Here is an 11,799-nt window from a genome sequence, read left to right as displayed (position 1 = left end):
ATAACGGAAAGTAATCGACCGAGGACTCGCCGTTTGTCGGTGTGGTGATGTAACCATGGAAGAGCACATCGACAAACGGGGGCAGGCGTGAGAGTACGGGGAGTGGCCGCGGGTCTGACGGCCCTGGCATTGGCGACGGCCTGCACCGCAACGAAAGAGCCCGCACCCGGGACCGCCCCGCAGAGCGGCTCCGTCGCCCAGGCGCCCGCCCCCGCCGCCGCGGCCCTCGCCTGGAAGGACTGCGGCGGCGGCTTCCAGTGCGCCAAGCTCCGGGTCCCGCTCGACTACGCCCGCCCCGGCGGCGAACAGCTCACCCTCTCCCTGATCAGGCAGCCCGCCAAGGGCAAGAGGATCGGCTCCCTGCTCACCAATCCCGGCGGTCCCGGCGGTTCGGGCATCCAGTTCATCCGCACCAGCGCGAGCTCCTTCGGCGACCGGCTCCAGAAGAACTTCGACCTGGTCGGCTTCGACCCGCGGGGCGTCGGCGAGAGCAACGCCGTCGACTGCCTGTCCGACAGGGAACTCGACGGGTTCCTGGCCCTCGACGTCTCCCCCGACGACGCCGGGGAGGTCGACAAGCTGGCCAAGGGGAGCCGTCGGTTCGCCGAAGGCTGCCAGAGCAAGTCCGCCAAGATCCTCCCCTACGTCGGCACCCGGAACGCCGCCCGCGACATGGACCGGATCCGCGTCGCTCTGGGCGAGAAGAAGCTCACCTACTACGGCGCGTCCTACGGCACCTACCTGGGCGCCTGGTACGCCGAGCTGTTCCCCCGCAACGTCCGCGCCCTCGTCCTGGACGGCGCCGTCGACCCGAAGGCCTCCCTCGCGGAGATCAACCTCCAGCAGGCCAAGGGCTTCGAGACCGCCCTGCGCGCCTTCACCGCCGACTGCGTCAAGCGGAACGACTGCCCCCTGGGCACCGATGTGGACGCCGGCCTGAAGAAGATCAAGGACCTGCTGGACGCCACCGACCGCAAACCCCTGAAGAGCACCTCCGACACCCGCCAGGTGACCGAGTCCCTCACCACCCTCGGCCTGGCCACCCCCCTCTACCAGAAGGACGCCTGGCCGCTCCTGCGCACCGCCCTCACCCAGGCCATGAAGGGCGACGGCAGCACCCTGCTCCGCTTCGCCGACCTCCTGGTCGAGCGCGAGGAGAACGGGACCTACTCCAGCCAGACCGAGAGCAACATGGCCGTCAACTGCGTGGACAAGCCCACCACCGGCCTGGCCGAGATCAAGAAGCAGGCGGCCGTGGCCGCCAAGGCGGCGCCTCGTTTCGGCGAGTTCATCGTCTGGGGCGCGCTTCCCTGCACCTACTGGCCGGCCAAGCCCGCCGAGGCCACCCGCGCCCTCAACGCCAAGGGCTCCGCCCCCATCCTGGTGGTCGGCACCACCCGCGACCCGGCCACCCCCTACCAGTGGTCCCGGAACCTGGCCTCCCAGCTCGACAAGGGCGTCCTGCTCACCTACGACGGCGACGGTCACACCGCCTACCTGGCGGGTTCCCGCTGCATCCGCTCCGCCGTCGACGACTACCTGCTCAAGGCCACCCCGCCCGCCTCCGGCACAACCTGCCGCCCTTAGCCCGCCCACACACCCGCCCGACCCTGTAGACTGCTACCCGCACCGGCTAACCCCGGCGCTGCCGCCTTAGCTCAGTCGGCCAGAGCGACGCACTCGTAATGCGTAGGTCAAGGGTTCGATTCCCTTAGGCGGCTCGCACGTCAGAAGGCCCTTCCCGGGATCGGGGAGGGCCTTCTTGCTCACGGTTCGCCGACAGCGGCTCTCAGCCGTCCTCTTCTTCCTCGACGGTCCTGGTGTTCGCCTCGACCGTGCTCGCGAGGCCGGGCGCACGGTAGGCGAGAACGGCCGCAAGCAGCGCCACTGACCGAGGCGACACCGCCCGACTCCGCAGGCGCCGGGTGAGACCGGAACCGGCACGGATTCCGGCCGCACCACGCCGCGGCGAAGCAGTCGACTCATGAGCGAGGCGCCGGTCGCCCACAGAACCAGTTCACCTCTTGCGATCGCACGGACACCGATTGTCAGACCCGGGTGTCACAGTGGGCAGGACGGTGAACACGGGGAGGACCATCGTGGCCGGTACGGCGGCAAAGCACCTCAGGCTCGAAGCGGCACGCAGGGAACTCGGCCTGCGGAAAGACGAGTTCGTCCTGGGGATCGAACACGGTGCGATCCGCACATGCTGGAGCGGGGACGAGCTGTGCGTCAGAGCGGGCGAGGTGGTCCGATGGCGTGCGAAGCCGGATGAACTCGCCGAGCTCACTCGCCTGGTGCACGCGGCGGAGGCCGCCGGGATCTCGGGGATCAGCCGACACCGCTTCGACCAGCTGGCGCGCCTCGGGGTCATCCGGCCGGTCCGGTCGTACACCAACCGCTACCATGCCGTGGTCTGGCAGTATTCGGCCGCTGACGCCCGCCGGTTGCCAGAGCTCCGTCCCGAACTGACCGGTGTCCGGCTGCCCGGCCCCCACCTGGACGAACTGGCCTCCGGCGCCGACCGCCGGGCCGAGGGCCACCGCTCACGGCTCCGTGCCCAGGCGTTGCTGATGCTGCGCGATCCCTGGACGAAAGCCGCCGCGTGGTCGTACTGGTCGCCGTCCACGCGGCCGCCCGTCAGCCGCGGGAAACTCAGCCAGGCTGAGGCCGTCCATCTCGCAAGGCGTGCCGCCGAGGAGAGGCTGTCGGACGTGCTGGGCTCGCACGCGGCTCCCGTCACCCCGGAGGAGCAGGCGGAGGCCGGTCGGGAGTTCACGGCCGCCCTGCGCAGGGCCCGGCGCAGCCGCCCGGCGCCCGAACTGGTCGCCCCGTCCGACGCGGCGGCGCGACTCGGTTGCACCGTTCAGCAGATCCCGGACGAATACCGCGACCGCGGTGTTCCCGTGGATCTGCTCGAGCAGAGCGTGGCTGATGGCCTGCCCACGGTGCCGGCCCCGGCACAGATCGCGGCGGCGCGTGGACAGCGGGCCGCGCAGCGTCGGAAGGACGAGAGGCAGGCGGCCCGGAAAGCAGAACAGGCGGCGAAGCGGCTGCGGGAGCAGCGCGAGCAGACGATCGCCGCACGTGCCCGTGCTCATATCCCGGAACGGACAGCCGACCCCAGAGTCGCTTTCCACTTGGGCCCCACCAACTCCGGCAAGACACACGACGCCATCGCCCTTCTGGCCGCCCACGCCGAGGCCGGGCGGACCTGCGTCTACGCGGCGCCGCTGCGCATGCTCGCCTTCGAGGTCTACGAGCGGCTCCGCGCCCGGCTCGGTACGGAGCGGGTCGGTCTGCACACGGGTGAGGAACACCTCAACCCGGACGCGCCGGTGCTGTGCTGCACAGCCGAGGCGGCACCCGTCGTCGGCGATTTCCTGGTCGTCGACGAAGCGCACTGGCTGGCCGATGAGAGCCGGGGCCACGCCTGGACACGCCTGCTGCTGAACGGATCCCACACCGACGTGCATGTCTGCGCCGCGCCGGAAGCCGAAGGCCTGCTGCGCGAGTTCTTCGCCGCCGGCACGGACATCACGGTGGTCCGGCACACCCGGCACGGCGTGCTGGGCCGGGCGCGGGAATTCCAGGCTGCGACCCTCCCGTCGGCAAGCGCGGTGGTGGCCTTCTCCCGCAAAGCCGTTCTCGCTCTGCACCGCGAACTGCTCGAGGCGGGCCGGTCGGCGACGGTCCTCTACGGCGCGATGCCGCCCGCAGCCCGCCGCGAGCAGATCCGGCGTCTGTCGGAAGGCGAAGTCGACGTGATCGTCACCACGGATGTGATCGGTCACGGCGTCAACCTTCCGCTGCGTGCTGTGGCGTTCGCGGAAACGGACAAGTACGACGGCAGGTCCCGCCGGAAGCTGCTCGTCTGGGAAGCCGCCCAGATCGCCGGCCGGGCCGGCCGACGAAGCCAAGGCGCAGGCGAAGGGCTCGTGGGTGCCTACCGCAGCCGGCTGCCCGGCCTCACTGCCTCCGCCCGGCTCCTGGACCAGGCAGTCCACGCGGCCAATGGAGCGCGGCCCGGTGATCTGCGCGTCACGACGGCTCGGCTGCGCCCCACCTGGACCGACCTCGGACGGCCGGAGCCAGGCGAAATCCCGCACGCTCTGGCCGGCTGGACGGCTGCCGCCCGTAAGGCCGCCCAGGATCGCCCATGGCTGCGGCCGATGCCCGTGGCCGAAATTCACGCCAAGCTGCAGAGGGCACGCCAGGCCGTCGGGGCGCCCCTGGACGTCAACGCTCGCTGGCCGCGTGACGGCCGCACCGTCTGGCGTCTGATCACCATGCCTGTCGACGCGGACCGCACCGTCTACCCGGCCGTTTGCCGGGCGGTCCTGCTCGGCGCGCCTCTGCGCCATCTGGTCCGCCCGAGCGCGCTCATCGAACGAATGGCCTTGTCCCAAGCCGAGGCGTATGCCGCGACCATGCGAGACCTGAGTACCGCCGTCCTGGCCTTCGGCCGTGAATGCGGCGGCCTGAGCACGGAGGAACTGGCGGTCGGCGAGCAGGCGGCCGCCGAACGGATCAACCACCTGGTGGCCGCCTCCCGGCCGCTGGCCACGCACGGCAGTTGCGCCTCCTGCGGCGAACCGTGCGCTCCCTGGTACACGCACTGCGACGCCTGCCACTCCGCCCGCTTCTTCTCCCATGACACCGCCTGCTTCGACTGGTGATGCCGGCTCGCGACGGGATCCAGGGAGTCGATCACTTGACGACCGCGTCGACGGGATCGACGGGGTCGCGCAAGGTGATCCCGGAACGGTCCGCGTCCTTCGGCTCCGGCCGAGCCCGACCACCCGCTCGGATCAACGGCGACTCCCGCTGCTACGGCGTCGGCTCTTCCGGCCGGTGCGCCCTGCCCTCCGGGCGGCAGCGGCTCGACTTCGAGCTTCCCGTCACCCCGTTCTCGCGCGGTTTCGGGTTCGTCATCCGGGTCGCGGTGCGGGCGGGAGGAACAGGGTGCCTCGGGCGCAGCCTCGGAGGGTGCGCAGGGCGACGGTGATCCAGGCCGCGACCAGCAGGACGTACAAAGCGACGGCCGCGGCGGTGAGCAGGGTGGAGTGCAGGTGTGCGGCGAGTGCGCCGGTGCCGGTCACGCAGGTGCCCACGGGGAAGGTGAAACTCCACCAGGTGAGTGAGAACGGCAGGTGCCGGCGGGCCGTTCGCACGGTGATGCTCGCGGCCAGGGCGAGCCACATCATCGCGAAACCCCAGGTGGGGACGCCGTAGAGGAAACCGAAGATCTCGGCGCCGGTGGCGTGGGAGCGGGGCAGCGCCAGGTGGGCGGCGGAACCGAGCAGGTTCGCCGCGGTCACCGACTGGCCCAGCGGACCGAGCACGATCCACAACGTGGGGACCATCGCCGCGGGGCCCACCTTGTGGTGGACCAGGCGGCTCCACACCTGCGTGATGATCACCATTCCGGCGAACATGCTGATCCCGAACATCGCGTAGCAGCCCAGCAGCAGGGCCAGCCGCCCCTCCCCCGGCGCGGTGTGCGGGATCAGGGCCGCACCGGTGGCCGCCGAGACCATCGGCGGGACCACCGGCATCAGCCAGCCCCCGAAAGCCGAGTTCTCGTCCACCCGGTGCCCGGTCATCGCCCTGAAGGGGATCCAGACGCTGGTGACCAGTCCGAGCAGGGTGCCGGCCGTCCACAGCACCACGTCCACACGCACCGCGGCCTCGACGCCGATCCAGTCCTGTCCCAGTTCGAGCGTGCCCGCCCCCACCGTCATCAGGGCCATCGCGGGGGCACCCCAGAAGTGGGCCATGACCGGGTCGTGCGCGTGGCTCCGCGCCACCTGGCGGTACCGCAGCCACTGGACGGCCCAGACCGACGACAGCGTCACGAGGAGGAGCGCGGCGGACGCCCACACCGCGGTGGCGGCCGTCCGCAGTCCCGGCACGTGCAGCGGCAGGCCGGCCGCGGCGTTCGCCACGATCCCGGTTCCCATCACGGCGGCGAACCAGTTCGGGCCGAAGTGGCGGAACAGGTCGGCCGGGTGCTCGAGTTCGCGCAGGAGCCCGGCGGGCAGGCGTCGCCCCTCTCGGATGTCGGCGTGTCGCGGTCGGGTGGCGCAGGAGCTCATGCCCTCACCCTCGCAGTTCCCGATTCCGGCAGGTAGTCGGCTATCCGGTATGAAGCCATAAGCTCGGATTATGCCTTTGCCCAGCAGGGTCACCGATCTCGGCCCCTTCGAGTTGCTGCTGTCCATCGCCCGCCACGGCGGCGTCGGAGCCGCCGCCCGCAGTCACGGCATCAGCCAGCCCGCCGCCAGCTCGCGCATCCGGCACCTCGAACGCCGCCTCGGGCTGCGGCTCCTGGACCGTTCTCCGCAGGGGTCCCGGCTGACCGAACACGGCGCGCTCGTCGCGGACTGGGCGAAGACCGCCCTGGACGCGGCCTCCGCGCTGGAGGCGGGCATCGCGTCCCTGCACCACACGACGGCGAGCAGGCTGCCGGTCGCCGCCAGCCTCACCATCGCCGAGTACCTCCTGCCGCACTGGCTGGTCCGGTTCCACGCCCGGGTCCCCGGCACCACCGTCGCCCTGACCACGGGAAACTCCGACGACGTCGCCGCGGCCGTCCTTTCCGGCCAGATGGACATCGGCTTCATCGAGGGCCCCACCGTCCCGCACGGGCTGAGCGCGCGGACCGTCGGACACGACGAACTCACCGTCATCACCCACCCCGGCCACCCGTGGACCCGTCGTCGCGGGCGGGGTGTCTCCGCAGGAGAACTGGCGGCGACTCCCCTGGTCAGCCGCGAACATGGTTCCGGCACCCGTCTGTCCCTCGAACGCGCCCTTCGGGCCGGTACGGGAGTTCCCCCGGCCCCGCCTCTGCTGGAGCTCTCCTCCACCACGGCCATCAAGACCGCCGTCGCGGAAGGCGTCGCCCCGGCCGTCCTGAGCAGTCTGGCCGTGTCGCAGGACATCAAGGCCGGAACGGTGGTCGCCGTCCCGGTCTCCGGGCTCGACCTCACCCGCGCTCTTCGGGTCGTCCACCGGTCCCACGACCAGCTCTTCGGTCTCGCCCGCGACCTGGTCGACATCGCCTGCGCGTCGGCGGAGCCCCGCTGAAAGCCGCCCGTGACGGCCGGAGGACCGATTCGGCTCGGCCCCATGTCGTGCTCGGCCTCCGCTCGCAGGGCGCAAGAGCACTGTCACCGAGCGCAGGCGGATCTTCTTCCTCACATGGGCAGCGTCCAGTGGACCACGGTCGCGTCGTCGGATGCCTTGGCCCGAGGCCACCGGGTTCCGTCCGGGTCGGAGGCTTCGGCCTCGCGGGTCCGCCGGATCAGCCCGGCAGGTCCTTCCTCGTCGAGGAGGTCCAGTGCGCCGGACCAGGTCCGCAGGCCGAACAGGTCGACGAGGCGGGTGGCTCCGTCGGTCATCACCGACACCGAGAGCACCTCCGCCAGCGGCAGCGATCCGGTGACGGCCTCCCGGGCGGCCGCGGGGTCCGTGCCGGCCACCCAGAAGCCGCCGGGCCGGTTGCGGTAGGCGGCGAACTTCTCGACTCGGGACAGTCGCGCGAAGGCACGCGTGTCGCCCCAGAGCGAAGGGCCTTCCGCAAGACCGTCGATCCTGCCTCGCAGCGCTTCCAGACGGCCGTCGGTCACCGCCAGCGGCTCGTCGCGGGATCGGGCGAGCAGCACCGTCGTGTCCGCCAGCACCAGGTATTCGAGCTCGTCGCCCGTTGCTCTGGCGACGGCCACCGTCGCCGAGGGCGAGTGCGGGTTTCCCACGTCGCATGTGTCGGTGTGGGCGAGGACGACTCGCTCGATACCGGCTTCCAGCGCGTCGGCCAGTGTCAGTGAAGGGTCGGTGACGACTCCCGCCAGGAGACCGCCGAGGGTTCGGGCGTACCAGGCGACCGAGTGAGCGCAGCCCGATTCCAGACCCGGCGGAGCGCTGGCCCCGTCGATGACGACCACCGCGCCGGGCAGTACCGCCGCGAAGTCCTCGTTCTCCTTGCCGGGCCGCTCCGGCTCGGTGCCGATCGCCACCCGCACGCCGACACCCTACAGAACGGCGTGCGCGGTCATACCCGACGAGCGGGCGACGGCCGTACCGTCGTCAGTTCCTTGAGGCGTCCCGTGCGGCTTCTCGTATGGCGGTCTCGTCGACGATCCGGTCGACGCCCGACAGGTCGGTGAGGGTGTCCTTGATCTCCGGTATGGCTCCGGGCTCGACCTCCGCCCGGAATGAGTCCGGGATATCGCCTTCCTTCGTCGCGGCCAGGAACCCTGGCTTATCGCTGAAGAGTTGCCGGAATCGTTCGTACGCAGCTCTTTTCGACTCATAGGTCACATTTTTGACCTGGGGCAAGGAGCTCAGCTTGTCGAAGATGGCCTGCCGCTGCCGCTCAGTGCTGTCCCGGCCCTTGCAGCGCTCGTTCGCGGAGTTGCCCGTGCAGAGGTACACCGCGACGCGGTGGGGCTCTGCGGGCGGAGCGAAGACCTGTCCGGTGGTCGAAGACCGTTCGTCGATGAGGGACACGGCTCCGCTGACGACCGCTGCCACCGCGATCGCCGCGGCCAGGGGGCGGGTGAGGGAGAAGCGACGGGCGGGGGCGGTGAAGGACGGGGGCGCGTCGATGGTCCGGGCGACTCCGTGGAGCGCGTCGCGCAGGCGTTCTTCGGTGCTGTTCACTGCTGCTCCTCCAGGAGGCGGCCGAGGGCTGCGACGCCCCGGGAAGTGGTGGACTTGACGGTGCCCCGGCTGACCCGCATCGTGGCCGCGGTCTCTTCTTCGGACAACTCCAGGAAATAGCGCAGGATCAGGGCCTCGCGCTGCCGTGACGAAAGCCGTTGGAGTGCGGCCAGAACCTGCCTGCGGTCCTCGCCGACCATCACCTCGGACTCCGCGGACCAGACCGGGGGCAGGTGGGCGCCCAGGAGCGGCAGCCGTCTGCGGCGCAGGACCGAACGGGAGCCGTTGAGCACGGCGGACCGGGCGTAGACGAGGGCCTTGTCACGGTCCCGTAGCGAGCGCCAGCGGCGGTAGAGCCCCAGGAACGCCTCCTGGACGACGTCCTCCGCCGTCTGCCGGTCGCCGACCATGAGCAGGGCGAGCCTGGTCAGCCCGAGCGCGTGCTCCCGGTAGAGCTCGGAGAAGGTGCTCTCGTCCGGAGGGTGCAGGAGCACCGTGTCAGCATTCATGTCCCAGAGACGCCGTCGCGGCCCCGAGGTTGCCTGAGTCCGATGAGAGATTCCGGAGCCCTGGAAGCCACGGGTCATACAGCCGCTTCTCTCAATGGACCGGACGTCCCGGGAGGATAGGGACGCTGCTCACTGTGGGTCGGGTGGGATGAGAGGCCATGATTCTCCAGTAACAGGGACTTGGAGAAGAACATGCGTATCGCACAGGCTGTTGTGGCTCTCGTAGGTGTCGGGGTGTTGAGCGCCTGCACGGTCACCACCGACCTCGAGACGACCGGGCCCAGCAGCAACCCGTCGCGCCCGACGACGGTGCAGACCCAGGCCGGGGTCCCCCAGCAGCAGAACCCCCAGCAGGGGCAGCCCCAGGCCACGCAGCCCCAGGCCCGCCGGGTGGTCTCGGCGGCGCAGGCGGGCGGGCTGGTCAAGGTCACCGGGCAGGGGGCCGTCAGCGACCTCGCGATCGACCCGGGCGAGGTCCGCCCGAACATGACGCTGGTCATGGAGAACTACCAGTACCCGGGGCAGCAGGGGGATCCCGTCCTGCTCGTCGCGGTCGACAACGTGCCCGAGGACACCAGCACGCGGCGCCAGCACCTTTGGCGCGGGATGCTGGAACGTGTGGGCTGGACGTACGGGGACGTCTCCGCGGAGCCGTACGCGCCGGGGCCGTACGGAGGCTCCCTCGAGTGCTTCCTCGCCTCGCTCTCCGAGGACGGCAACGTCATCTGCGGCTGGGCCGACGAGAACACCGCGGGCGTCGCGCTCTTCCCCAACAGCGACCTGGCGACGGCGTCGTCCGACTTCGCGGCCATGCGCAACGACATCGAGCAATGACCGGCACGCCGGGCGGACGGCGTGTCGCCGCCCTCCCGGCGGACGGTCAGCGGACGGCCCGGGCGGCGTTGACGATGCCGACGCCGTAGAAGCCGTTACGGGTTCGCGTTCCCTCGCACTTCTGAGTGCTGGTGCCCCGGGTGCCCGAGGTGCCGAACCATTCATAGGTGTAGTCGGCGGGAACGGGGCAGGCGTGGGGCACGGCTGAGGCGCGCAGCCGTGCCTCCACCTTCGCGGGATCCATGCTCAGCCCGCCGCCGGGGTTCCTCCTGCCGAAGCGGCTGACGATGAGGGCGGCCACGCCGGTGACGTGGGGCGCGGCCATCGAGGTGCCCTGGAGGGACAGGTAGTAGGCGCCGCCCTGCCGGATGACGTACGAGACGGTCGGCTTGCCGTTCGCGTCGATCCTGTTGTTCTCGCGCGCCACGTTCTCGGGGTAGGCGGCCCAGATTCCGGCCTTGTCGTCGGTCTTCTTGTCCTTGGTGTCCAGTTTGTCGCCGCCGGGCGCGGCGAGCAGGATGTAGCCGAGGCCGTAGCTGGAGAAATACGACTTGCGCTTGCTCGGCCCCGTGGACGAGACCGCGATGACGTGGTCGCCCTCGGGCGGCTGGGAGACGCAGCTCGGCGGGATCTTCCGCGACCTGGGCTTCTGGCCCTTCGTGACCGCGAAGTTCGGGCTGGAGGCGTCGGTGAGCTCCTTGCTGTAGTCGGCCTGCCCGTTGCCCGCCGCCGCGATCAGCGTGACGCCCTTGCGGTGGGCGTAGCGGAGCGCCCGGTTGGTCGCCTCGATGACCGTCCTCTGCTGGAGCCTCTCCTCGGCGCTGTCCGCCGGATTGTCGCGGCAGTTCCACGCCCACGGGTCGATGTAGTACGACATGTTGACGATGTCGATGCCGTGGTCCGCCGCGTACGTCAGGGCGTCCAGGGTGGGCTTGAGGAGGAAGTAGCCGGAGTCCTGCCCCGTGCGGAGGTTCACCAGCGTGACGTTGGGGGCCACGCCCTGGACACCCGTCCCGTTGCGCGGCGAGGCGATGATGGACGCCACATGGGTGCCGTGCTCGTTCTCGTCGACGTCCACCGGGTCCTTGCAGGACTTGTCCGGTTCTTCCGAGCAGGGCCCGTCGAGCTTCGCCCCGTTCGCGTCCGTGGGCAGGTCGACGGTGAAGTTGCGGCTCAGCTTCCGGTTGAAGTTCGGCGCGATGTCGGGGTGGTCGCCGTCGACGCCGGTGTCCATGACGCCGACGAGCACGCGCTTGTCCCCGCGCTCGAGCCGGTGCGTCCTGTGCGCGTCGATCTGCCGGAGGTTCCACTGCAGGGAGCTGAGCGGCTCGCCCTTCGCGCCGCGCTTCGGCCTGGGCGCGCTGCCCGTCCCGAAGAGCTTCTCGGGCGATCGCGCCAGCTTCTCGGCCGCCCCGGGCAGGGCCCCGATCACCTGGTTGGTGGTGGCGCCCTCCAGCACGGACGCGGCGTCCACCCGCCGCAGGAACCCCGCGGCGGTGGTGCGCACCGTCGCGAAGCCCAGCGCCGTGTTCTCGTCGACCACCCGCCCTCCGGCGGCTCTCACGGCCGCGCGCGCCGTCTCCGGGGCCGCGCCCTCCTCGTAGAGGACCACATACTCCTGCTCCTGGCGGGCCTGGGGCTCCGCCCACACGGGCACCGTGACCAGGGCTCCCATGACGACGGCAGCCACGGACGTGGTGACGAGAACGTGCCGCATTGCATCTCCCGAAACTGGATCGAACTCCAGATACTACGGAGAGTGATCGAGCGGTGACAGAGCTTCGGGGTA

General features: G+C 70.7%; 9 protein-coding genes and 1 tRNA gene. 5 read left to right on the top strand and 5 right to left on the bottom strand.

Translation table 11 applies throughout. The features are described 5' to 3' along the window. Positions 1-87 precede the first annotated feature (87 nt). The 3 genes from ABGB12_RS19675 (at position 88) to ABGB12_RS19665 (ending at position 4,679) form a co-directional block, all read left to right on the top strand. On the top strand, positions 88-1,587 hold the full coding sequence (locus tag ABGB12_RS19675; RefSeq protein ID WP_347679931.1) for an alpha/beta hydrolase: 1,500 nt from the start codon (positions 88-90) through the stop codon (positions 1,585-1,587). A 60-nt stretch (positions 1,588-1,647) separates the two neighbouring features. After that, a tRNA-Thr gene (locus ABGB12_RS19670) sits at positions 1,648-1,721 on the top strand. A 378-nt stretch (positions 1,722-2,099) separates the two neighbouring features. Continuing rightward, positions 2,100-4,679, top strand: coding sequence for a DUF6397 family protein (locus ABGB12_RS19665; protein ID WP_347679929.1), 2,580 nt, complete (start codon positions 2,100-2,102; stop codon positions 4,677-4,679). Between the two features lie 252 nt (positions 4,680-4,931). Here the strand turns inward: ABGB12_RS19665 and ABGB12_RS19660 are convergent, their stop codons facing one another. Beyond that, on the bottom strand, positions 4,932-6,098 hold the full coding sequence (locus tag ABGB12_RS19660; protein ID WP_347679927.1) for a TDT family transporter: 1,167 nt from the start codon (positions 6,096-6,098) through the stop codon (positions 4,932-4,934). Positions 6,099-6,168: 70 nt separating this feature from the next. Here ABGB12_RS19660 and ABGB12_RS19655 point away from each other — a divergent pair, with 70 nt between their 5' ends. After that, on the top strand, positions 6,169-7,092 hold the full coding sequence (locus tag ABGB12_RS19655) for a LysR substrate-binding domain-containing protein (protein ID WP_347679925.1): 924 nt from the start codon (positions 6,169-6,171) through the stop codon (positions 7,090-7,092). 110 nt (positions 7,093-7,202) lie between these two features. Here the strand turns inward: ABGB12_RS19655 and ABGB12_RS19650 are convergent, their stop codons facing one another. The 3 genes from ABGB12_RS19650 to ABGB12_RS19640 all read right to left on the bottom strand — a co-directional run bounded on the left by ABGB12_RS19650 (position 7,203) and on the right by ABGB12_RS19640 (position 9,176). After that, the gene (locus ABGB12_RS19650; RefSeq protein ID WP_347679923.1) at positions 7,203-8,027 is read right to left on the bottom strand and encodes a protein phosphatase 2C domain-containing protein; all 825 of its coding nucleotides are present in this window, start codon (positions 8,025-8,027) and stop codon (positions 7,203-7,205) included. A 64-nt stretch (positions 8,028-8,091) separates the two neighbouring features. Further along, on the bottom strand, positions 8,092-8,667 hold the full coding sequence (locus ABGB12_RS19645; protein WP_347679921.1) for a permease-like cell division protein FtsX: 576 nt from the start codon (positions 8,665-8,667) through the stop codon (positions 8,092-8,094). Then, positions 8,664-9,176, bottom strand: coding sequence for a SigE family RNA polymerase sigma factor (locus tag ABGB12_RS19640; protein WP_347679919.1), 513 nt, complete (start codon positions 9,174-9,176; stop codon positions 8,664-8,666). Before ABGB12_RS19640 ends, ABGB12_RS19645 begins: the two co-directional genes overlap by 4 nt. Positions 9,177-9,413: 237 nt before the next feature. Here ABGB12_RS19640 and ABGB12_RS19635 point away from each other — a divergent pair, with 237 nt between their 5' ends. Then, complete coding sequence (locus ABGB12_RS19635; protein WP_347679917.1) at positions 9,414-10,010, top strand: hypothetical protein; 597 nt, start codon at positions 9,414-9,416, stop codon at positions 10,008-10,010. A gap of 46 nt (positions 10,011-10,056) precedes the next feature. Here ABGB12_RS19635 and ABGB12_RS19630 read toward each other — a convergent pair whose 3' ends face one another. Beyond that, positions 10,057-11,727 (bottom strand): S8 family serine peptidase, encoded by a 1,671-nt coding sequence (locus ABGB12_RS19630; protein WP_347679915.1) that lies wholly within the window; start codon positions 11,725-11,727, stop codon positions 10,057-10,059. Positions 11,728-11,799 lie beyond the last annotated feature (72 nt).

Source organism: Actinocorallia sp. B10E7 (assembly GCF_039871655.1).
GTDB lineage: Bacteria > Actinomycetota > Actinomycetes > Streptosporangiales > Streptosporangiaceae > Actinocorallia.
This window is presented reverse-complemented; position numbering and strand designations above follow the sequence as displayed.